The sequence below is a fragment of the Rhizobium sp. P1_E1 genome, assembly GCF_056406015.1.
The window spans coordinates 19,291-41,203 of record NZ_JBFUAY010000012.1 but is presented as its reverse complement, the minus strand read 5'-3'; the positions used below and the strand labels follow the sequence as shown (position 1 = coordinate 41,203).

General features: G+C 61.5%; 17 protein-coding genes. 5 read left to right on the top strand and 12 right to left on the bottom strand.

The genetic code is table 11. The annotated features are described in order from the left end of the window. Positions 1 to 12 precede the first annotated feature (12 nt). Positions 13 to 696: an ABC transporter ATP-binding protein gene (locus AC1D1Z_RS07350; RefSeq protein WP_018241607.1), complete on the top strand. Its 684-nt coding sequence runs from the start codon at positions 13 to 15 to the stop codon at positions 694 to 696. A 111-nt stretch (positions 697 to 807) separates the two neighbouring features. Here AC1D1Z_RS07350 and AC1D1Z_RS07345 read toward each other — a convergent pair whose 3' ends face one another. Beyond that, positions 808 to 1,272, bottom strand: coding sequence for a DUF5680 domain-containing protein (locus AC1D1Z_RS07345; RefSeq protein WP_477849992.1), 465 nt, complete (start codon positions 1,270 to 1,272; stop codon positions 808 to 810). Positions 1,273 to 1,774: 502 nt separating this feature from the next. Here AC1D1Z_RS07345 and dnaE point away from each other — a divergent pair. After that, positions 1,775 to 5,272: a DNA polymerase III subunit alpha gene (gene dnaE, locus AC1D1Z_RS07340; RefSeq protein WP_018447550.1), complete on the top strand. Its 3,498-nt coding sequence runs from the start codon at positions 1,775 to 1,777 to the stop codon at positions 5,270 to 5,272. A 236-nt stretch (positions 5,273 to 5,508) separates the two neighbouring features. On the opposite strand, the gene AC1D1Z_RS07335 is transcribed toward dnaE, so the two are convergent. Continuing rightward, positions 5,509 to 6,768 (bottom strand): L,D-transpeptidase family protein, encoded by a 1,260-nt coding sequence (locus tag AC1D1Z_RS07335; protein ID WP_477849990.1) that lies wholly within the window; start codon positions 6,766 to 6,768, stop codon positions 5,509 to 5,511. 191 nt (positions 6,769 to 6,959) lie between these two features. Beyond that, positions 6,960 to 8,252, bottom strand: coding sequence for a DNA polymerase IV (locus AC1D1Z_RS07330; RefSeq protein WP_028733671.1), 1,293 nt, complete (start codon positions 8,250 to 8,252; stop codon positions 6,960 to 6,962). Between the two features lie 76 nt (positions 8,253 to 8,328). Here AC1D1Z_RS07330 and AC1D1Z_RS07325 point away from each other — a divergent pair, with 76 nt between their 5' ends. Continuing rightward, entirely contained in the window at positions 8,329 to 8,916 is a 588-nt protein-coding gene (locus AC1D1Z_RS07325) for a GNAT family N-acetyltransferase (RefSeq protein ID WP_018447553.1), read from the top strand. Here the strand turns inward: AC1D1Z_RS07325 and AC1D1Z_RS07320 are convergent. Next, positions 8,891 to 9,565: a hypothetical protein gene (locus AC1D1Z_RS07320; protein WP_018447554.1), complete on the bottom strand. Its 675-nt coding sequence runs from the start codon at positions 9,563 to 9,565 to the stop codon at positions 8,891 to 8,893. The two genes, AC1D1Z_RS07325 and AC1D1Z_RS07320, sit on opposite strands and share 26 nt — an antisense overlap. A gap of 2 nt (positions 9,566 to 9,567) precedes the next feature. Further along, positions 9,568 to 9,876: a DUF3572 domain-containing protein gene (locus tag AC1D1Z_RS07315; protein WP_018241613.1), complete on the bottom strand. Its 309-nt coding sequence runs from the start codon at positions 9,874 to 9,876 to the stop codon at positions 9,568 to 9,570. A 133-nt stretch (positions 9,877 to 10,009) separates the two neighbouring features. Between AC1D1Z_RS07315 and AC1D1Z_RS07310 the strand changes: the two genes are divergently transcribed. Continuing rightward, positions 10,010 to 10,381 (top strand): response regulator, encoded by a 372-nt coding sequence (locus tag AC1D1Z_RS07310; RefSeq protein WP_003547430.1) that lies wholly within the window; start codon positions 10,010 to 10,012, stop codon positions 10,379 to 10,381. Positions 10,382 to 10,399: 18 nt separating this feature from the next. Then, a complete protein-coding gene (locus AC1D1Z_RS07305) occupies positions 10,400 to 11,773 on the top strand; it encodes a PleD family two-component system response regulator (protein ID WP_477849986.1) in 1,374 nt (457 codons plus the stop codon). A gap of 747 nt (positions 11,774 to 12,520) precedes the next feature. Here AC1D1Z_RS07305 and rpmG read toward each other — a convergent pair. From rpmG to plsY, 7 genes are all read right to left on the bottom strand, one after another. Further along, complete coding sequence (gene rpmG / locus AC1D1Z_RS07300) at positions 12,521 to 12,688, bottom strand: 50S ribosomal protein L33 (protein WP_003547442.1); 168 nt, start codon at positions 12,686 to 12,688, stop codon at positions 12,521 to 12,523. 92 nt (positions 12,689 to 12,780) lie between these two features. Further along, positions 12,781 to 13,965, bottom strand: a complete 1,185-nt coding sequence (locus AC1D1Z_RS07295) for an MFS transporter (protein WP_018241615.1) — start codon at positions 13,963 to 13,965, stop codon at positions 12,781 to 12,783. Between the two features lie 255 nt (positions 13,966 to 14,220). Continuing rightward, on the bottom strand, positions 14,221 to 14,673 hold the full coding sequence (locus AC1D1Z_RS07290; RefSeq protein ID WP_018447557.1) for a DUF983 domain-containing protein: 453 nt from the start codon (positions 14,671 to 14,673) through the stop codon (positions 14,221 to 14,223). Between the two features lie 118 nt (positions 14,674 to 14,791). Further along, entirely contained in the window at positions 14,792 to 17,164 is a 2,373-nt protein-coding gene (gene rnr / locus AC1D1Z_RS07285) for a ribonuclease R (RefSeq protein ID WP_477849983.1), read from the bottom strand. A gap of 1 nt (position 17,165) precedes the next feature. Then, positions 17,166 to 19,820 (bottom strand): type I DNA topoisomerase, encoded by a 2,655-nt coding sequence (gene topA, locus AC1D1Z_RS07280; RefSeq protein WP_047622599.1) that lies wholly within the window; start codon positions 19,818 to 19,820, stop codon positions 17,166 to 17,168. Between the two features lie 243 nt (positions 19,821 to 20,063). Further along, the gene (dprA, locus tag AC1D1Z_RS07275; protein ID WP_018447560.1) at positions 20,064 to 21,206 is read right to left on the bottom strand and encodes a DNA-processing protein DprA; all 1,143 of its coding nucleotides are present in this window, start codon (positions 21,204 to 21,206) and stop codon (positions 20,064 to 20,066) included. Further along, positions 21,206 to 21,826 carry a glycerol-3-phosphate 1-O-acyltransferase PlsY gene (plsY, locus tag AC1D1Z_RS07270; protein WP_446961274.1) on the bottom strand — a complete coding sequence of 207 codons (621 nt, stop codon included), beginning with the start codon at positions 21,824 to 21,826 and terminating at the stop codon, positions 21,206 to 21,208. The genes dprA and plsY overlap by 1 nt, the downstream gene beginning before the upstream one ends. Positions 21,827 to 21,913 lie beyond the last annotated feature (87 nt).

Sequence of the window (21,913 nt, the reverse complement as noted above, 5' to 3'; positions counted from 1 at the left end):
AATGCCGCCTTCATGAATCGCAACGTCGTTCTCAAGCTTACCGGCGTCGAGCGCCAATACGGGCAGGGCCATACGCTGCTCCCGATCCTGAAGGGCGCGGATTTTTCGATGTCGAAGGGCGAGATCGTCGCTCTTGTCGCGCCCTCCGGCACCGGCAAATCGACGCTGCTGCATATCGCCGGCCTGCTGGAGCATCCGGACGGCGGTGAAGTCAACATCAACGGCCATGCCTGTGACGGCCTTAGCGACGAGAAACGCACCGCGATCCGCCGCAGCGAAATCGGCTTCGTCTACCAGTTCCACCACCTGCTGCCGGAATTCTCGGCGCTCGAAAATATCATGATGCCGCAACTGATCGCCGGGCTGTCCTGGAAGGAAGCCGGAGAGCGGGCAGGCCAGCTTCTCGATTATATGCGCATCGGCCATCGTGGCTCGCATCGCCCGGGCGAGCTTTCCGGCGGCGAGCAGCAGCGCGTTGCGATTGCCCGTGCCGTCGCCAATGCGCCGACTCTTCTTCTTGCCGACGAGCCGACCGGCAATCTCGATCCCGAAACGGCAAGCTACGTCTTCGATGCGCTGGAAGCTTTGGTGCGCCAGTCCGGCCTTGCTGCCCTCATCGCCACCCATAATCACGAGCTCGCCCGCCGCATGGATCGCCGCGTGACGATCTCCGACGGCAAGATCGTCGATTTCTGATGCATGTCGCCCAAAAGCCTGCAGTGGTTTTGGGATAACGACATGCATAAATCAGAGACTTAATGTGCATCGCATGAATCCAGATTGACGCGATGCGCTTTAAGGCTGTGATCAGGGCACGATCAGCCCGCCGCGATAATCAAGCGCATAGGCCTTCTGGCCGCCGACCATGATGCATTCGTGGCCGCTGAACCGCTCGCAGCCGCCTTCGTTGCGATCGAGATAGCGGCCGAACGGATGGTCGAATTCCATTCCGCCAAGAAATCGGCCCTCTCGATACATCGCCGAAAGTGCAGCCTTGATCACCGTCCCGGCTACTGTGCCGTCGATGAGCTTCGGCGCGATGACGCAGCCGAAATAATTCATCGCCCAGATGGGCTCGTCGGCAAGCCACACCACCTCCTGTCCGGCGAAATCGGTGCCGCCGAAATAGCTGTCGAGATAGCGCCAGTCGCCGCGTTCGTAACCGATATCGTGGGAGCTCGGCCGGCAGGGTACGCGCGCCACGCCGCCGCCGACATAGGTCGCAGCCTTCGCCTCCACGACGAATTCGTTCAGCATCGGATTATCAAACATCTCGTTCTCCTCGCAGTCCGATGCTGGCAAATATGCTGCGATGTGTAAAGAACAAAAGAGAAACGAAGGCTTGAAATAAACGGGGTCGTCTCGATGAGGCTGGCCACCTAGGCGCCATGACCGATCTGTGGCAGGCCAGAAGGGACAGCTGCCGCCCATATCATCAGGTACGGGCTCCCAGCGATTCGAAGGTGCGCATCCCGGCATTTTTCAAACACAAGAAAGAAGGAAAAGATTCCTGTTGACAACAGAACATACATGGAACAAAATGACAACATAACGAGTAAAGGAGAGCCCGATGACTGACATGATCCGTGATATCGCAGCATTCACCTCCATCGCAATGTTCGTTGCCAGCTTCTCGCTCATCGTCATGGCGCTCTAAAGTTTTCAGGGGACCGCATGGTCATCATGCGGTCCGGATGCGGGACTTCTTCTGGACATCATCGCCCTCTATGCCGACAATGCGTCCGATTCATTCGGGTGATTGGGAAGGCATGTCATGGCGGATACGGCAAAGGGTTCAACGGGTGAGGCGACCGGCGGCACGCCGGGCTTCATCCACCTGAGGGTCCATTCCGCCTATTCGCTCCTCGAGGGCGCACTGCCGCTGAAGAAGATTCTCTACAAGGCGACCGGCGACAGCCAGCCGGCAATTGCGATTACCGACACCAACAATCTGTTCGTCGCCCTCGAATTCTCCCAGAAGGCGATGGAGGATGGCCTGCAGCCGATCATCGGCTGCCAGGTCTCGATCGACATGGAAGACGGGTTGGAAACGGAAAAGCGCGGCGGCCAGCAGGCCCTGGTCAAGCTGCCGGCGATCGTTCTTCTCGCTGCGACGGATGCCGGTTACGAAAGGCTGGTCGATCTCGTCAGCCGCGCCTATCTCGGCGGCGAGAGCAATCAGGCCGTTCATATCAGTGCCTCCTGGCTGGAGGAGGCAGGCACGGAAGGGCTGATCGCATTGACCGGCGCCCTGACCGGGCCGGTCGACGTGGCGATCAAGGAAGGCCATCCCGCTCAGGCGGAAGCCCGGCTGCTGACGCTGAAGCGTCTCTTCGGCGACAGGCTCTATGTCGAGCTGCAGCGGCACGGCACTTACGACAAGCGGCACGAGCAGAAGATTGTCGGGCTCGCCTATGCCCACGACCTGCCGCTGGTTGCGACCAACGAGGCGTTCTTTCCGACACGCGACGACTACGACGCCCATGATGCGCTGATGGCGGTCGCGCACAACGCCATCGTCTCCGACGACAGCCGCTTCCGGCTGACGCCGGATCATTATCTGAAGAGCCGGGCCGAGATGGCCAAGCTCTTCGCCGACCTGCCGGAAGCGCTGGAAAATACGATCGAGATCGCGAGGCGCTGCTCCTTCGTGCTGAAGACGCGAAAGCCGATCCTGCCGCGCTTCACCGGTGCGACCGACGATGCCGAGGAGGCCGAGCGCGCCGAGGCGAGCGAGTTGCGCCGCCAGGCGGTCGAAGGGCTGGACATGCGGCTTTCGACGCTCGGCATGTCGCCGGGTTACGAGGAGAAGGATTATCGCGAGCGGCTGGAATTCGAGCTCAGCGTCATCGAGCGCATGCGTTTCCCCGGTTACTTTCTGATCGTTGCCGACTTCATCAAATGGGCCAAGCAGCATGACATTCCGGTCGGTCCCGGCCGCGGGTCGGGCGCCGGTTCGCTGGTCGCCTATGCATTGACGATCACCGACGTCGACCCGCTGCGTTTTTCGCTGCTGTTCGAGCGCTTCCTCAATCCGGAACGTGTCTCGATGCCCGATTTCGACATCGACTTCTGCCAGGATCGCCGCGAAGAGGTGATCCGCTACGTCCAGGCCAAGTATGGCCGCGAGCAGGTGGCGCAGATCATCACCTTCGGTTCGCTGCAGGCGCGCGCCGCCCTTCGCGACGTCGGCCGCGTGTTGGAAATGCCCTATGGCCAGGTCGACAAGATCTGCAAACTGGTGCCGAACAATCCCGCCAATCCGACGCCGCTGTCCAAGGCGATCGAGGAGGAGCCGAAGCTGCAGGAGGAGGCGGCGAAAGAACCTGTTGTCGCGCGGCTGCTCGACATCGCCCAGAAGATCGAGGGGCTTTATCGCCATGCCTCGACACATGCCGCCGGCATCGTCATCGGCGACCGGCCGCTTTCCAAGCTGGTGCCGATGTATCGCGATCCGCGCTCGGACATGCCGGTCACCCAGTTCAACATGAAATGGGTGGAGCAGGCGGGCCTCGTCAAGTTCGACTTCCTCGGCTTGAAGACGCTGACCGTACTGAAGGTCGCGGTCGATTTCGTCGCCAAGCTCGGGGTCAAGGTCGATCTCGCAGCCATTCCTCTAGACGACAAGAAGACCTACGAGATGCTGTCGCGCGGCGAGACGGTCGGCGTGTTCCAGGTGGAAAGTGCCGGCATGCGCAAGGCGCTGATCGGCATGAAGCCGGACTGCATCGAGGACATCATCGCGCTGGTGGCGCTCTATCGTCCCGGCCCGATGGAGAACATCCCAACCTACAATGCCCGCAAGCACGGCGACGAAGAGCTGGAATCGATCCATCCGATGATCGACCACCTGCTCAAGGAAACCCAGGGCGTCATCGTCTATCAGGAACAGGTGATGCAGATCGCCCAGGTGCTGTCCGGCTATTCGCTGGGCGAAGCCGACCTTCTGCGTCGCGCCATGGGTAAGAAGATCAAGGCCGAGATGGACCAGCAGCGCGAACGCTTCGTCGTTGGCGCCGTCAAGAATGGCGTATCGAAGCCGCAGGCCGACAATATCTTCGAACTGCTGGCGAAGTTCGCCAATTACGGCTTCAACAAGTCGCATGCCGCCGCCTATGCCATCGTCTCCTACCAGACGGCCTACATGAAGGCGCATTATCCGGTCGAATTCCTCGCCGCCTCGATGACGCTCGACATGTCCAACACGGAAAAGGTCAATGATTTCCGCCAGGATGCCAAGCGACTCGGCATCGAGGTGATCGCGCCCTCGGTGCAGACCTCCTTCCGCCATTTCGAGACCGGCAACAACCGCATCTATTACGCGCTCGCCGCCCTCAAGGGCGTCGGCGAATCCGCCGTCGACCATATCGTCGAGGTGCGTGGCGACAAGCCCTTTGCCAGCATCGAGGATTTCTGCCTGCGCATCGATCCGCGTCAGGTCAATCGCCGCGTGCTCGAAAGCCTGATCTATGCCGGCGCCTTCGATTGTTTCGACATGGACCGCGCCCAGCTAGCAGCCGGCCTCGACCGCATTCTCGGTTATGCCCAGCGCGCCCAGGAGAACAAGCTGAGCGGCCAGTCGGACATTTTCGGCAGTACGTTGACGTCGGGGCCTGAGAAGATCTCCCTGCCGCCGTTCTCGCCCTGGCTCCCCTCCGAGCGGCTGCTCAAGGAATTCCAGGTGCTGGGCTTCTATCTCACAGCCCACCCGCTCGATTCCTACAACAATATCCTGCAGAAGATGCGGGTGCAGACCTTTGCCGAATTTTCCGCCGCCATCAAACAGGGCGCGGCCAATGCGCGCCTTGCCGGCACCGTCATCTCCAAACAGGAGCGCAAGACTCGTACCGGCAACAAGATGGGCATCATCGTCTTCTCCGATTCTTCAGGCCAGTTCGAAGCGGTGCTGTTTTCGGAAATGCTGAACCAGTATCGCGACGTATTGGAGTCAGGAAAATCCTTCGTGCTGACCGCGACGGGCGAGGAGCGGCCCGAGGGCATCGGCCTGCGCATCCAGACGATCCAGTCGCTGGAGGAAAAGTCGCTGCAGATGCAGAAGGCGCTGCGCGTCTATGTCCGCGATTCCGGACCGCTGAGAATGGTTGCCGGCCATTTGAACGCCAAGGGCGACGGCCTCGTTTCCTTCATCGTCATCAAGGAGGAGGGCAAACGCGAGGTGGAAGTGGCGCTGCCGGAGAAATACCGCATCACGCCGGAGATCGCCGCCGCCCTTCGCGCCGCCCCCGGCGTCGTCGACGTCGAGCTTGTCTGATCAGCCTAAAGCGCGCCGCGACAATCCGGATTCATGCGACGCGCTTTAAGTCTTTGATTTGTGCAGGTCTTTATCCAAAAACCACTGCGCAGTTTTGGGCGACACGCATCAGAGCATGATGCCGAAAAGTGTGAGCGGTTTTCGGGCGACATCATGCTCTAACCATATGATGTAGAACAGGATTCAGATTTTAGGCCGACCCGGCCCAAAATCATCCTGTTCTAGCGTGATGGCCATCACCCGCGGGTGATTGTGATGAAATCCGTGCCTTCGCCGGTCTCCCGGCCGAGGCCGGTATCGGAGATTGTCAGCGTCGAGCCGGGCGCGATGAGGGCATCGATCTTGCGGCGGGTCTCATCGGGGATGGTAATCCGGCTGAGCGAACGGGCGATCGGCTTGCCTGTAATGATCGAGCTTTCCTGATTGGTAATGCCGAGCCGCTTCATCGTCTCGCCAGACAGATTGTTCTCGAGCGTGATGCCGAGCCAGTCGGCCGTGCCGACCCTTTCATCGACTGCATGCAGCGTGAAGAAATGTGTGCCGAGCGCCAGTCCCGGATCGGTGATCGTCACCGGCGCTTCGAAGATCGGCTTGAAGGCCTGCCGCACCATGATGACGCCGTTCGGCGGCTCGCCCTTGCCAGCCGCGGCATAGACTTCTCTGAGGAGCGTGTCGGAGACCAGGCTCTTGTCGGCGGCAAATTCCGCCGGCCGCAGCGTCTTGAAAGCCTTGATCGCCTGCACGGTCGACGGACCGAGCAGGCCGTCCGGATTGCCGGCGGAAAAACCGAGCTGGTTGAGCAGGGCCTGGATGTCGATCACCGTCTCGCGCAGCGTCCGGCGCGTAATCAGCATGCTGATCGGCTCGGACGGCGGCTCGGGTTCGGGCGCCGCAATCGGCTGCGCTGCCGGCATCGGCATTGCAGCGGTATCGTTCATCGCCACCTGCACCGGCTTCTCGGGGCTGTCGGGCATGGAGGGCCGCAGTTCGACGTCCGAAAGCAGTGGCATCGCCGCCGGTGCCTCCGGATGGAAAAGGGTCGGATGGTCGATCGGCTGCGGCACCAGTTCACCGTCGCTGATAATGACGGGGACACCGGGATCGGTCATCCCATAGAGCATTTTTGCGAAGGCGCCGGGCATGCGCACGCAGCCATGCGAGGCCGGATAACGCGGCACGGAATTGGATTCGTGCAGGGCGATGCCGGACCAGGTCAGCCTTTGCATGAACGGCATCGGGGCCGCCGAATAGAGATTGGATTCGTGGTATTTCTGCTTTTCCAGCACCGAGAAGATGCCGCTCGGCGTCGTGTGGCCGTCCTTGCCGGTCGAGACCTTTGAGGTCGCGACGACCTCGGTGCCGTCATAGACCGCAAGCGACTGCTTGTCCTTCGAGACGAAGATCTGCAGCGTGCGCGCAGCATCCGCGGCAAGAGCAGGGTGCACGAGTGCGGTGGCCGACAGCAAGCCGAGGCCGAAGACGAGACGCGAGAACATGATACCCAACCATACGCAATACTTGCCCGGCACATTATGGGACGAAGTTTAAGGAAGATTTTATAGGCCGCCTGGCTGACAGGCCTCACGCGTTAGAGCGCCGCGCGTCTTTTCTGACGCGCTAAGGACGCTCTATCACTTTGAATCTGCGCATAACCCCGAAAATCGATGCAGATTTTCGGGATTATGCGCTAGTGATCGCGCTTGCTGTTGCCGAACGTATAGCCGGTCTCGACCGTCCGCTTGCCGAACTTGTCGCGCAGCTTGTCCATCGCCGCTTCGGCGGCGGCTCGCCGGCCCGATTGCTGGTCGATCAGATCGGGCGGATCGGCGCGGGCGGCATCGCCGAGATCGGTGACGCCGATGCCGATCAGGCGGAATTTCGTACCGTCAGTCTCTTTTTCGAGAAGCTCGAGCCCGGTGCGGAAGATCTTGTCGGCAAGCTGGGTCGGGTCTTCGAGCCTGCGGTTGCGGGTGCGCGATTTGAAATCGGCGCTCTTCATCTTCAGAACCACGGTCTGGCCGGCAATGCCGTTTTTTTTCAGCCGCCAGGAGACCTTTTCGGAGAGGTTGCGCAGGATCGGCACCAGATCGTCATAACGTGAGATATCGTCAAAGAAAGTCGTCTCGGACGAGACGCTCTTGGCCGCATCGTTGAGATGCACTTCGCGGTCGTCTATGCCGCGCGACAGCCGGGCGAGCCGCTGACCGATGCTGCCGTAGCGGCGCATCAGGTCGTTTTCCTCCATCTGCTGCAATTGGCTGATGGTGCGGATGCCGTCCGCCTCCAGCGTCGCCGCAAAGGCCTTGCCGACGCCCCAGATCGTGGTGACGGGACGCGGTGCCAGGAACTCTACCGCTTCCTCGCGGCCGATGACCGAAAAGCCGCGCGGCTTCTGCAGGTCGGAGGCGACCTTGGCGAGGAATTTGCAGTAGGAAAGCCCGACCGAAACGGTGATGCCGATCTCCCTTTCGATGCGACGAGCGAATTTGGCCAGCGTACGCGCCGGGGGATCGTGATGCAGCCTCTCGGTACCGCCGAGCTCCAGGAAGGCCTCGTCGATCGATAGCGGCTGCACCAGCGGCGTCAGATCTTGCATCATTGCGCGCACCTGGCGCCCGACACGGACATATTTCTCCATGTCGGGGCGGATGACGATCGCCTCAGGGCATGCCTCCAGCGCCTTGAACATCGGCATGGCCGAACGCACGCCGTGGATACGGGCGATATAGCAGGCAGTGGAAACCACACCACGTTTGCCGCCGCCGATGATGACAGGCTTGTCGGCAAGCTCCGGATTGTCGCGTTTCTCCACTGCTGCGTAGAAGGCGTCGCAATCGATATGTGCAAGCGTCAATGCGTAGAGTTCGCGATGGCGCACGAGACGGGGGCTGCCACATGAAACGCAGCGGCGCGCCTCGCCCTTCTGCTCGGCAAGGCAGTCGCGACAGAAGCCGGGTGTCTTGTCAGGGGCGGGTGTCATGATGAGAACAAAGATTGAACGTGGCGAGGTTACGCCTTAAGCTTCCGAGTCTCAAGAGAGGGCGGGAGCTTTGCCTTTGGATAACGATCTTCGTTTCGAGCCGGTAACGCCAGAACGCTGGGACGATTTCGAAATCGTGTTCGGGCCGCAGGGTGCCTTCTATAATTGCTGGTGCGTGGCGCTGCGCCTGCCGCATGCGATAAGGACTGAGATGGCGGCCGACGAACGCAAGGCGCATATGCGGGGACGGATCAAGGCGGGTCCGCCGCCTGGCATCCTCTGTTATGCCGAGGGCGCGCCGGTCGCCTGGGTGCAGGTCGGGCCGCGCCACGACGTGCCGCAGTTCAATTCGCCGCGCACCGTCTCGCGGCCGCTGGAAGAGGGAGATGCGCAGGATCCATCCATCTGGGCCGTCAGTTGCTTCTTCCTGCTGCCCAAACTGCGCGGCAAGGGAATGAGCCACCGCCTGCTCGCCGGCGCGATCGACCATGCGCGGCGCCAGGGAGCACGGCTGCTCGAAGCCTGTCCGATCGATCATGTGAAGCAGTCGAAATCAGTGACGCTCTGCATCGGCTCGACGGCGATCTTCGATGCGGCCGGTTTCGAGACGGTAGCGCGGCGCAAGGACGGTCGTCCGCTCATGCGGCTGGAACTGCGCGCGTGAACGTGCCGGAAACAAAATGCGCCTCGATGAGCTCGGCCGCGTGCGTCCAGTCGGTGGCGCGGGTGATGTCGTCGGCCGCCGCTGGCGCGAAACGATGGACGGGCGAGTTCGGCATCAGATGAATCAGCAGGCAATCGGCGACGTGTTCCCTAACGGAATGCAGATTGCGCGCCATATCATCAATGAAGACGACGGGAAGGGAGCGGCTGGCATGCAATGCGTGAACGATCGGCCCTTTGGGTTGTTCGGTGGCAAGCAGCGGAAAGAGCAGGCCCATCCTGTCCAGCAGCCGACGGCGCTGGTCCTGGAACCGCGGCTGCATGGCTGTCAGGAAAAGGATGTCGGCCTCTTCCGAAAGTCGGTCGAGCGTTTCGACCACGCGGTCGAGCGGCGTCTGCCACAGCTCTTGGGCCTCGAAGAATTCCTCGATCAGCCGGCTGACCTCATGATCTTCGATCTCCACGCCGTCGGCTTGCGAGACGATGTTGCCATGAAGCCGGAACGATCGCGGCAGAAACGTGTGGCCCCGGCTCTGAAGGAAAAGCTGGAAGGGACCGATGAACTGCAACACGACGTCGTCGACGTCACAGACGATCAACGGCCGCTTGCCGAGGCGGATGTGCGAGATATCGAATTCTTCGGAGGCCACGATCAGTATTCTCCGGAATCGAGGCCCGGCGAAGAGAAATGCTGCCAGGCGCCGGTCACCGTCTCCGGGCTTATGCCGCTCGCCGCGCAGAAGGCCATGGCTGTCGGTTCGTGGTTCATCAGAAAATCCATCAGGCCGGCGAGGAATCCGGGATCGTTGACGGCGTTGCGCACCTGGCCGGGCGCCACACCCGTCAGGGCGAGAAAGCGGCCGAACATTTCGGGATCATCGGCAAGCCAGCCGAGCACGGCGATCGCCGTCTCGTGCGGGTCGGCAGCCTGTTGTTTCGAAGTCTTGAAGTTGCTTTGCATTTCGCTGGGTAAGTTACCTTTTCTTCAACCAAATACCGGTAGCGTGCGCTATCGGTTTCACGGAGCTATTTGTCCGCATGTGCCTTTGTCATGGGACGAACCGCTGCGCGAACGGACGTAGGGACAGCTTGTCATGCCCAAACAGGTGATGATTGTAGAAGATAACGAGCTCAACATGAAGCTCTTTCGCGACCTCATCGAGGCGTCCGGCTATACGACGATCCAGACCAGAAACGGCATGGAGGCGCTCGATCTGGCGCGCAAGCATCGTCCCGACCTCATCCTGATGGATATTCAGCTTCCCGAGGTCTCCGGCCTCGAAGTTACGAAGTGGCTGAAGGAAGACGACGAGCTGCACGTGATTCCCGTCATCGCCGTTACGGCTTTCGCGATGAAGGGGGACGAGGAGCGGATCCGCCAAGGCGGCTGCGAGGCCTATGTTTCAAAGCCGATCTCGGTTCCGAAATTCATCGAGACGATCAAGACCTATCTGGGCGATGCCTGACGCATCGGAAAGACGCTTATGACTGCGCGAATACTGGTGGTTGACGATATTCCGGCCAACGTGAAGCTGCTCGAAGCGCGGCTGCTTGCGGAGTATTTCGACGTGATAACCGCAGCGGACGGCTACACGGCACTGGCGATCTGCGAGCGCAATCAAGTCGATCTCATTCTGCTCGACATCATGATGCCCGGCATAGACGGTTTCGAGGTCTGCGAGCGGCTGAAGGCCAGCCAGAAGACCGCCCATATTCCAGTCGTCATGGTCACTGCGCTCGACCAGCCGACCGATCGCGTACGCGGCCTGAAGGCCGGCGCTGACGATTTTCTCACCAAGCCGGTCAACGATCTGCAGCTGATCTCCCGGGTGAAGAGCCTGCTGCGGCTGAAGACGTTGAGCGATGAGCTGCGCATCCGCGCCGACACCGCCCATACGATGGGCATCGACGACCTCACGCGGGCAGGCGAGGGCCGCGCCGACGAGACCGCTCAGGTCCTGCTCGTCGACGGCCGCGCCAATTCGCAGGAGCGCATCATCAAGGCGCTGAAGCCCGTCGCCGACGTGCTTGCCCTCTCCGATCCGCAGGCCGCCCTCTTCGAGGCGGCCGAAAGCGCCTTCGATCTCGTCATCGTCAATGCCAACTTCGACGATTACGATCCGCTTCGCCTCTGCTCGCAGCTGCGTTCGCTGGAGCGCACGCGCTTTCTGCCGGTCCTGATCATCACTGAGCAAGGCGCTGACGACATGGTCGTGCGCGCGCTCGATCTCGGCGTCAACGACTACATCATCCGCCCGGTCGATCCCAACGAACTGGTCGCCCGTAGCCTGACGCAGATCCGCCGCAAGCGCTACAACGACCGGCTGCGCGCCAGCGTCAAGCAGACGATCGAGCTTGCCGTGACCGATCCGCTGACCGGCCTTTATAACCGGCGCTATCTCGACAATCACCTGAACGTGCTTTTCAACCGTTCTATGGCGCGGGGCCGGCCGCTTTCGGTGCTGATCACCGATATCGACCGCTTCAAGCATGTGAACGACACCTACGGCCATGACGGCGGCGATGAGGTGCTGCGGGAATTCGCAAATCGCGTCCGTTCGACCATCCGCGGTGCCGATCTCGCCTGCCGCTACGGTGGAGAGGAATTCGTTGTTGTGATGCCCGACACCTCGCCGGAAATTGCCGCCGCCGTCGCCGAGCGCCTGCGTGCGGCGATCGAAAACGCTCCCTTCATGCTGAAACACGCCGGAGAAGCGCTGAATGTCACTGCTTCGTTCGGCATCGCCTCGCGCATTACGTCGGTGCTGACACCAGACCAGCTGATGAAACAGGCGGATCTGGCCCTTTACGAGGCCAAAAATACCGGCCGCAACCGTGTGGTCGCCGCAGCCGCCTGACGAATCACTTGCCGCCATATGCGCCATTTGCGGGTTTTCCACTGCGGTAAGCGAATTGTTACCGATTTTTAATCTTCGCCTGTGCACTGCGGGGCGAAAAAATTGCAGGTCAATAGCTCAAAAATGGACTCGCCGCGTTGCCGCGGACGTGGCGCCGCGCGATAGTCTTGAGAGCGTCAGGCCGTAGCTCAAAATGAAATGAAGACTATAAAAAATGCCTGCCGCCGACAGGGTCAAATAGATTGCGGCGACGTCACCTCACGTAAGGGGAGGGGTGGCGTAAGTTATTAAGTTATATTGTCGAATTTCTTGGAAAGAGCAGGTGCTACGCTTCGATCCAAAGCAGAGACGACAAATCTTTGTATGTCCCAAATCTGGACTTTTAACCATAGAATCAAGATGAGAAAATTCATCATTAAGAATTTGTTGATTTTCTTTCATTTTTGCGCAAATTATCGGCTCATAAGAGAAGCGCTCCCGTTGAGGAGTTGTCGATACCCCATGATGCTCAGGTCCGCCGCATCTCCTGGGTCGTGGGGTCGGTCGGCTAGTAGGCAAGTTATAGCGGTTCCTCGTGCCGTTTTGCATGCTGGCCGACCCCCTTTCAAGAAAACGCCGCCACTTCCCGACGATGGAAGGGCGGCGTTTTGTCTGTTTGCGCTATCATCTTGAAAACCATAAAGCCGGACAATAAAAAACGCGCAACCCGAAAGCGCGCGCTTTTGTGAAATCCGTCAGGCCAAGTGATTACTTGATCTTGGTTTCCTTGAACTCGACATGCTTCTTTGCAACCGGGTCGTACTTCGTCTTCGTCATCTTGTCCGTCATCGTGCGGCTGTTCTTCGTGGTGACGTAGAAGAAACCGGTGTCGGCTGTCGACAGCAGCTTGATCTTGATTGTTGTAGCCTTGGCCATGGTCGTCCTGCCTTTAAGAAAATGAAAGCCGTGGAAGCCGGATGGGCTCCACGGCAAATCCTGGCGCGAAACTACGAATCCCGCCCGAAAAGTCAAGCCCGTTTTCGAATGAACATCAGTCTGATGCCCGAAAGTAGGGCGTAAAGACCGAAGAAAGCGGCAATCGCCCAGGCAAACCCGTTATTTCCAGCGACATCGATCGCCGCGCCGATCGCCTGCGGACCGGCCACGGTCCCCATCGCATAACAGAAGACAAAGGCAGCATTGGCTGCCGCAAGATCGGAGCCGGTCAGCCGCGAGCCGAGATGGCTGAGGCCGACCGTATAGAGGCCTGAGACGCAGCCGCCCCAGAAAAGCAGGAGCCCGGCCATCAGAAGCCAGTTGTCGAGCAGTAGCGGCAACATCATCGAGCCGATGAAGCCCATCAGCGCCATGCCGGCCAGAAGCGGCCGCTTGTCGGCGATGCGGTCGGAAAGCAGGCCGAGCGGGATCTGAAAGATGACGTTGCCGACGCCCATCATGGTGAGCAGCAGCGCGGCCTGCGATTCGGTGAAATGGGCGCGCACGGCAAAGATCGGGAAAAGCGACAGCCCGCCGGCCTCCACCGCGCCGAAGATGAAGACCGCCGCCGTCGCCGTCGGCACCAGGAAAACGTAGCGCATGAAATGCAGCTCCGGTTTTTCCTCGAGCACCGGGCTCTCGTCGCGGGCGATGAAGATGGGGATGGCCGCAAGCAGGATGGCGGCGGCGCCGATCAGGAATGGGAAGATGCCGTCGCTGCCGAGGACCGAAAAGAGCAGAGGTCCGGCCGCAAAGCCAAGGGAAAGCACCGTCGCATAGATGCCGAGCACGAAACCGCGCTTGGAAGGCGGCGAAGCGGCGTTGATCCAGAATTCGGAGAGGATGAACAGCGTCGTCGTCGCGCCATGGAAGGCGAAGCGCAGCGGAAACCACATCCAGAAATCCTGGGCGTAATAGAAACCGAGCGCGCTCAGCGCCGAAATCAGCACGGCCCAGAGCATTGTCGGCGCAACGCCGTATTTATGGGCGAGTTTGGTGGTGATCGGTGCGGCGGCCATCGCCGCGACCCCGGCCATCGCCGTGTTGAGCCCGATCAGGGTGGACGAGATGCCGCGTTTTTCGAGGATGATGCTGAGAAGCGGGAGACCGAGGCCGATTGCTATGCCAACGGCAGATATGGACGAGATGGCTGCCACCAGAGAAGGCCAATGGATTTCTTCGACATCGCCCGGTGTGCCGGTTCTCGGCTGAGACATTTATCCATCCTTAGAAAGCTGCGCGAACGAAACGGCCGATTCCCGTCAGATAGATAGACACAGACGTGCCAAATCCAGGTGACGGATGCCGCTTCGCAGTATTTCCGATGTGAGTGACCATCTGCGGAATGTAAAGCCCGTTCGGGCAAGAAATGCTTACCATGTCAGGTCTTGAGGATCTTCGGCTCTCGCATTCGGGTGGTGGTCGGTGGAGGGCTGGCACTACACGTTAAATATGTCTGGAAGGTGAAGGCGCTAATTCGGCCGGCCGGGGATGTCATAATCGTCCGGACCGTCACTCTCGCCACCGAAGCCGTGCATGCGCAGCGCCCATTGCAGACCGATGACCCCGCCCTTGATCGGCTGGATCGAGGCAAGCGCGGTGATGACGGTGATCGGCGCCCAGATGGCGATATGCACCCAGACCGGCAGCACGAAAGTCATGTCGGTCAGCATATAGCCGCCGACCACGACGTGGCCGAGGACGAGGATGACGATATAAGGCGGCAGGTCGTCCGCGCGTTGGTGATGCATCGCCTCGCCGCAGGCCGCGCAATGATCGACCGGTTTCAGGAAGGCACGAAAGAGCTTGCCGTTGCCGCAGGCCGGGCACCGGTTCATCAGCCCGCGCATGATGGAGCGCCCAAGCGGACGCTCGACCTCGGGCGCATCCCCGTAGCGGGCAACCGGATCGGTCGGTGTGCTCATCGCATGTTCCTCTTTCAGCCGAAAGCATCGGATTCGTTTTGTGAACCACGTCCAACGCCGGCGATCTTCGTTGTTGCAGCGTTTTGCCGAAAACCAGCGTCCGCTTTCGGCGCGATGCTTAGTGGCGTCCGCGTGGCGGCCTTGTTCCAGGTTTCTTGCGGACCTGGCCTCTGTCGCGGCGGCCCGCCTTGTGGAAGGAGCGCACCGCTGCAGGCATCTCGCGGCCCTCGCTGATCATCTCGAAACGCAGCGCGCCGGCAAGCGGGATCGCTTCGGCAAGCTTCACGGTAACGCTATCGCCCAGGCGATAACCGAGCCCCGTTCGTTCACCCGCGAGTGCCTGATGCGCCTCGTCATAGATGAAATAATCAGTGCCGAGCGTCGATATAGGGACAAAACCGTCGGCGCCATAGTCTGGCAGGGCGACAAAAAGCCCGGATTTCGTCACGCCCGAGACCCGTCCGGCAAACTCCTCGCCGACGCGGCCGCTGAGGTGATGCGCGATCAGCCGGTCAACGGTCTCGCGCTCGGCTGCCATCGCCCGGCGCTCGAAGGTCGAGATTTCGGCGGCGATATCGTCGAGAGCCGCCTCTTCGTCGGGCGTGATGCCGCCTTCGCCGAAGCCGAGCGAGCCGACAAGCGCGCGGTGCACGATGAGATCGGCATAGCGGCGGATCGGCGAGGTGAAGTGGGCGTATTTCATCAGGTTGAGGCCGAAATGGCCGATATTCTCGGGGCCGTAGATCGCCTGGCTCTGCGAACGCAGCACCATCTCGTTGACCATGGTCTGGTGCGGCGTGCCGTCCGCCTTCGCCAGGATGCCGTTGAAGTTGTTGGCGCGCATGTTGCCGCCCTTGGCAAGCGAGATGCCGAGCGTGGCCAGGAACTCACGCAGGATCTCCTGCTTGGCAAGCGTCGGGCCGTCATGAATGCGATAGATCAGCGGCTGCCGCTTCTTTTCCAGCGTCTCGGCGGCGCAGACATTCGCCTGGATCATCATCTCTTCGATCAGCTTGTGCGCGTCGAGCCGTGGCGGCACGACGACCCGGTCAACCGTACCGTCGGGCTTCAGTAGAATCTTGCGCTCCGGCATGTCGAGTTCGAGCGGCTGGCGCCGGTCGCGTCCGCACTTCATCACCTCATAGGCGTGCCAGAGCGGCTTCAGGATCGGCTCGAGCATCGGTCCGGTCTGATCGTCCGGTTTGCCGTCGATCGCTGCCTGGGCCTGCTGGTAGGACAGCTTGGCCGCGCTCTTCATCATGATGCGATGGAAAGTGTGGCCGATCTTGCGGCCTTCGCCGGAAAAGCTCATGCGCACGGCGAGCGCCGGACGGTCGACGCCTTCCTTCAGCGAGCAGAGATCGTTGGAGATGCGCTCCGGCAGCATCGGCACGACGCGATCCGGGAAATAGACCGAGTTGCCGCGCTTCAGCGCCTCGCGGTCGAGCGGTGAATTGGGGCGGACATACCAGGAGACGTCGGCAATCGCGACAGTGACGATGACGCCGCCGGGATTGTCGGGCGAGGGGTCGAGCTCGGCATAGACGGCGTCGTCATGGTCCTTGGCATCGGCCGGGTCGATGGTGATCAGCGGCACGTCGCGCCAATCCTCGCGATGCGACATGCTGGCCGGTTTTGCGGCGTCCGCCTCAGCGATGACGGCCGGCGGGAAGACATGCGGGATGCCGTGTGCATGGATCGCGATCATCGAGATCGCCTTTTCCGAACCGACCGAGCCGACGACGGAAAGAACCTTGGCGCGCGGCAGGCCGAAACGGCCGAGACGGGCGATTTCGACTTCGACCAGATCGCCGTCCGTGGCGCCGCCGGTGAAGTCGGGATCGATCACCATCTCCTCGCCGCGCCGTTCGATCGGCAGCAGACGGCCGCCGCCGCCCGGTGCAGTGCGGAAAACGCCCATCGATGCGCCGCGGCGCCTGTCGATCACCTTGATGATCCGCGCCGTATAGGCCGGCCCGCCACGATCGACAGCCGGGAAGATCTTCGCCAGGATGCGGTCGCCGAGCCCGGCGACGGGCGCCTTGCCCTTGCCCTGGCGGCCTGCGGGCGATTGCTGGCGGATGGCGACGGCGGGTGCTACGCCTTGGTCTTCCGGCCATTCCGCCGGCCGGCCGATCAGATCGCCATCCTTGTCGCGCGTGGTGATATCGAGAACCGTGACGGGCGGCAGCGCACCGGGACGGATCAGCGACTTGCGGTTCTTCTGCAGCATGCCTTCTTGCTCGAGCTCCTGCAGCATGTGCTTGAGCTCGACGCGGTTGTCGCCCTTCAGGCCGAAAGCCTTGGCGAGTTCGCGTTTAGACGCTTTCTGCGGGTGATCGGCGATGAAGCGCAAGATCACCTCGCGCGAAGGCAGCGCGCCGTGGACGATGTTCAGCGGCTCGACGGCGGGGGCATCCTTGCCGGCGCGGCCGATCTTGCCCGGACGCTTGCCCGCAGGGTTCGTTCTGTCGCGCGGTATCCTGCTCACGTCAGCTCTTTTTCGATTTCGCGGGCGCTTTCGCCTTCGTTGCCTTCGGCTTGGCGGCCGTCTTGGTGGCCTTGGCTTCCGCGGCTGCCGCCTTCGGCTTGGCTTTCGCCTTGGCCGCCTTGCCCACAGGTGCCTTGCCGGCCTTTTCGGCGATCAGCGCAAGCGCCTCCTCGACGGTGATCGCCTGCGGATCCTTGCCCTTCGGCAGTGTGGCGTTGACCTTGCCCCAGTTGACATAGGGGCCGTACTTGCCGTCGCGAACGGTGATGGCGCCGCCATCAGGATGATCGCCGAGTGTTTTCAGCGCCGCCGGCGTGCCGCGCGCGCCCCGGCCCGGGGCCTGTTTTGCCTTTTCGGCGATAACAGTCACGGCGCGGTTGAGGCCGACCGAGAACACGTCCTCGACGGTTTCCAGATTGGCGTAGGAACCGTCATGGAGGAGGAACGGCCCATAGCGGCCGATGCCGGACGAGATCATCTTGCCGGATTCTGGATGTTTGCCGATATCGCGCGGCAGCGAGATCAGCGCCATCGCCTTTTCATAGTCGATGTCCTCGGGCTTCCAACCCTTCGGCAGCGAAGCGCGTTTGGCTTCCTTGCCGTCGCCGCGCTGGATATAGGGGCCGAAGCGGCCGGAACGCAGCGTCAGCTCCTCGCCGGTGGTCGGATCGGTGCCGAGGTTCTTCGGCTCGTTAAGTGCTGCGCCGTCTGCTTCTCCGCCGTTTTCAGAAGAGAGCTGGCGGGTGTAGTTGCATTCCGGATAGTTGGAGCAGCCGACGAAGGCGCCGTATTTGCCGAGTTTCAGCGACAGGTTGCCGGTGCCGCAGACTTGGCAGATTCTGGGATCACTGCCGTCTTCCCGTTTCGGGAAGACGAGTGGTGCCAGCGCCTCGTTCAGAGAATCGAGCACGTTGGTGACGCGCAGTTCCTTGGTGTCCTCGATCTGGGCGAAGAAATCCTTCCAGAAATCGCGCAGCACCTGCTTCCAGTTCAGCTCGCCGGCCGAAATCCGGTCGAGCTTTTCCTCGAGGTCGGCGGTGAAGTCGTATTCGACATATTTGGTGAAGAAGCTTTCGAGGAAAGCCGTCACCAGCCGGCCCTTGGCCTGCGGGATCAGCTTGCGTTTGTCGATCGTCACATAGTCGCGGTCGCGCAGCGTCGCGAGGGTCGCAGCATAGGTGGAGGGGCGGCCGATGCCGAGCTCTTCCATCTTCTTGATGAGCGAGGCTTCCGAATAACGCGGCGGCGGCTCGGTGAAATGCTGGGTCGAATTGATCTTCTGCTTGGCGAGCGTTTCGCGCGCAATGATCTCCGGCAGGCGGCCATCCTCGTCGCCATCGTCGCTCTGCTCGCCATCCTCCTTCTGGTCGGTATAGGCGGCGATGAAGCCGTCGAAGCGGATCACGGAGCCGACGGCGCGAAGCCCGGCCTTCTCACCCTTGTTGTCGGCGGTGATTTCAGCCGTCGTGCGCTCGATCTCGGCCGACGCCATCTGGCTGGCGATACCGCGCTTCCAGATCAGCTCGTAGAGCCGGATCTGGTCGGCATCGAGGAATTTGCGCACACGGTCGGGCGAGCGGTAGAAATCGGTCGGGCGGATCGCCTCGTGCGCCTCCTGGGCATTTTTCGCCTTGGTCGAGTAGAAGCGTGGCTTTTCCGGCATATAGCGTTCGCCGAACTGGTCGACGATGGCGCTGCGAGCCGCATCGATCGCCTCGGGTGCCATCTGAACGCCGTCGGTTCGCATGTAGGTGATGAGACCCACCGTCTCGCCGCCGATATCGACGCCCTCATAGAGTCTCTGGGCAATCTGCATGGTGCGCGAGGCGGAGAAGCCGAGATTGGAGGAGGCGGCCTGCTGCAGCGTCGAGGTCGTAAACGGCGGTCCGGGGTTGCGCTTGACCGGCTTCGCCTCGACCGTGTCGACGACATAGCTCGCACCTTCGAGCAAGGCCTTCAGCCGGCCGGCATCTTCGCCGTTGCCGATTGCGCGCGGCTGCAGCCGTTTACCGTTCGCCGAAACCAGCCTTGCCTCGAACTCGTCGCCGCGCGGCGTCTTCAGAAGCGCCGAGATGTTCCAGTACTCCTCGGAAATGAAGCGCTCGATCTCGGATTCGCGGTCGCAGACCAGGCGAAGCGCCACAGACTGAACGCGGCCGGCCGACCGCGCACCGGGCAGCTTGCGCCACAGCACTGGCGAAAGATTGAAGCCGACGAGATAATCGAGCGCGCGGCGCGCGAGATAGGCGTCGACCAGCGGCACGTCGATGTCGCGCGGATCGGCCATCGCGTCGAGCACCGCCTTCTTGGTGATCGCATTGAAGACGACGCGCTTGACCGGCTTGCCGTTCAGCACGCGCTTCTTGTTCAGCATGTCGAGAACGTGCCAGGAAATCGCTTCGCCTTCGCGATCCGGGTCGGTTGCGAGAAACAGGCCATCGGCGGATTTCACCGCGTCGGCAATGTCCTTCATCCGCTTGGCGGAGGCGCTGTCGACCTCCCAAAGCATTTCGAAATCCTGATCGGGGAGGACTGAGCCATCCTTGGCAGGCAGATCGCGCACATGACCGAAGGAGGCGAGCACTTTGTATCCCGGACCCAGATACTTATTGATCGTCTTGGCCTTGGCAGGCGATTCCACCACTACAACATTCATGATGATTCTCTAAAAAGGAAGCGACGCCAGCGTTGAAACCAGCGCAACACATACCGCAACTTGGATATCGGCCCTCCGACATGGACAGGGAAATCGCCGCGGTCAAGGGGTTTGCTACAATTTTACCTCTTGCATCTGTTGCAGCCGAGGGGAGATTATCGGGAAAATACAATTTTAGATAGGTTATCATTTCGATACAGGGTTCGGCAATTCGCGTAGCCGCCGCCTGATGTCGCGCAAGGTTCAATCGGAAAGCGAGACGAGGCCGCCCTGCTGCCGGTGCAGCCTGCCGGCAATATCAAGCTCCAGAAGGATCAGATAGACCGCGGATGCCGACAGGCCCGTATGGCGGATGACGTCGTCGATCTCGACCGGCGTCGGCCCGAGCGCATCGATGATGCGGTTTCGATCGGAATCGCCGGGTGGCACCGATATCGACTTGCCGTCACGCGCAGGCTCTTCCGCCATCGATGACGGGAACAGGTCGAATTGCGCAAGCGGCGCCAGGGCCTCAATGACATCGGCGGGTGCGGTGACGATCGAAGCACCGTCCTTCAGCAGGCCGTTGGTGCCATGGCAACGCGGATCGAGCGGTGAGCCGGGCACGGCAAACACCAGACGGCCGAACTCGCCGGCAAGCCGTGCCGTGATCAGCGAGCCCGAACGCGATGCCGCTTCGATGACGACGAGGCCGAGCCCGATGCCGGCGATGAGCCGGTTGCGGCGCGGGAAGTCGCGGGCGCGGGGCTCCCAGCCGAAGGGCATCTCGCTCACCGCCAGGCCGTTGCCGTCGGTTATCTCTTCGAGTAGGCCGACATTCTCCGGCGGGTAGGGCTGGTCGAGGCCACCGGCGAGCGCCGCGATCGTGCCTGTGTCGAGGCTTGCCCGGTGGGCTGATGTATCGATGCCGCGCGCCAGGCCGGAGACCACGGTATATCCAGCCCGGCCGCAGTCGCGTGCCACCATCGCCGCGAATTTCGCACCGGCGATCGAGGCGTTGCGCGAGCCGACGATGCCGACGGCCGGTCGCTTGGCGGCGGCAAGCGCGCCCTTGACGGCCAGAAGCGGCGGCGCGCCGTCGATCTGCTTCAGAGCTTGCGGGTAGTCCGGCTCGCCGATGCCGACGAAGCGGGCGCCGAAGCGACGCGCCGCCTCGAGTTCCCGATGTGCCTCGGCCTCGCTGGCGATGCGGATTGCCCGCGTGGCGCCGCCACGCGCCGAAAGCTCCGGCAGTGCGGCAAGTGCTGCCTCGGCCGAACCGAAATGATTGATGAGGTCGCGAAAGGTGGCAGGGCCAATATTGTCGGAACGGATGAGGCGCAACCAGGCAATTCTTTGCCGTTCGGTCAGAACAACGCCTTTTGGTCCGGCGCTCAGCGCATCCATTATCCCTTTGCCCCGATCTTGCTTTCCGTCCCGCTCATCAGGCGCGAAATATTCGCCTTGTGCTTCCAGTAGGAGATGAGGGTCATGATCGCCATCACTGCCGCAACCTTTTCGTTGCCCAGTATCCACAGTGCAACCGGAATGACAAGCATGGCAACCAACGCCGACAGTGAGGAGTAGCGGGTGGTGAAAGCCACCGCTAGCCAGACGGCGGCGAAGAGCACGACCATGATCGGCGCGACGCCGAGCAGGGTACCGATATAGGTGGCGACACCCTTGCCGCCCTTGAAGCCGATCCAGACCGGGAAGAGATGGCCGATGAAGGCGAAAAAGCCGGCGATGATCGCGGCCTCGTCACCGAGGAAATAGCCGACGATCCAGGCTGCGGCCGATGCCTTCAGCGCATCGAGCAGCAACGTCGCCGCGGCGAGCGTCCGGTTTCCTGTTCTGAGCACATTGGTTGCGCCGATATTGCCGGAGCCGATGCTGCGCACGTCGCCGAGGCCGGCGGCACGCGTGAGGATCAGGCCGAAGGGTATCGACCCGAAGAGATAGCCGATAACGGCGGCGGCAAGCGCGATCGGCAGCGTGATCTGCCATGACATGAGATTGGATAACATATGCCCCCTCAGCCCCTCCGTGGCCTATCCTCGAGTCAGCCTTCTCCCGCTTCGGGATGGACGGCGATGGTGTCGATCCTAGAGCAT

What these genes read in the sequence shown, in the direction of transcription:
- AC1D1Z_RS07350 (WP_018241607.1), top strand. Translation starts at nt 13, where the DNA reads ATGAATCGCAACGTCGTTCTCAAGCTTACCGGCGTCGAGCGCCAATAC.
- AC1D1Z_RS07295 (WP_018241615.1), bottom strand. Translation starts at nt 13,965, where the DNA reads ATGTCTCAGCCGAGAACCGGCACACCGGGCGATGTCGAAGAAATCCAT.
- rpmG (WP_003547442.1), bottom strand. Translation starts at nt 12,688, where the DNA reads ATGGCCAAGGCTACAACAATCAAGATCAAGCTGCTGTCGACAGCCGAC.
- AC1D1Z_RS07335 (WP_477849990.1), bottom strand. Translation starts at nt 6,768, where the DNA reads ATGTTCTCGCGTCTCGTCTTCGGCCTCGGCTTGCTGTCGGCCACCGCA.
- AC1D1Z_RS07345 (WP_477849992.1), bottom strand. Translation starts at nt 1,272, where the DNA reads ATGTTTGATAATCCGATGCTGAACGAATTCGTCGTGGAGGCGAAGGCT.
- AC1D1Z_RS07290 (WP_018447557.1), bottom strand. Translation starts at nt 14,673, where the DNA reads ATGAGCACACCGACCGATCCGGTTGCCCGCTACGGGGATGCGCCCGAG.
- AC1D1Z_RS07315 (WP_018241613.1), bottom strand. Translation starts at nt 9,876, where the DNA reads ATGCAAAGCAACTTCAAGACTTCGAAACAACAGGCTGCCGACCCGCAC.
- plsY (WP_446961274.1), bottom strand. Translation starts at nt 21,826, where the DNA reads ATGTTATCCAATCTCATGTCATGGCAGATCACGCTGCCGATCGCGCTT.
- AC1D1Z_RS07305 (WP_477849986.1), top strand. Translation starts at nt 10,400, where the DNA reads ATGACTGCGCGAATACTGGTGGTTGACGATATTCCGGCCAACGTGAAG.
- topA (WP_047622599.1), bottom strand. Translation starts at nt 19,820, where the DNA reads ATGAATGTTGTAGTGGTGGAATCGCCTGCCAAGGCCAAGACGATCAAT.
- AC1D1Z_RS07330 (WP_028733671.1), bottom strand. Translation starts at nt 8,252, where the DNA reads ATGACACCCGCCCCTGACAAGACACCCGGCTTCTGTCGCGACTGCCTT.
- AC1D1Z_RS07310 (WP_003547430.1), top strand. Translation starts at nt 10,010, where the DNA reads ATGCCCAAACAGGTGATGATTGTAGAAGATAACGAGCTCAACATGAAG.
- dprA (WP_018447560.1), bottom strand. Translation starts at nt 21,206, where the DNA reads ATGGATGCGCTGAGCGCCGGACCAAAAGGCGTTGTTCTGACCGAACGG.
- dnaE (WP_018447550.1), top strand. Translation starts at nt 1,775, where the DNA reads ATGGCGGATACGGCAAAGGGTTCAACGGGTGAGGCGACCGGCGGCACG.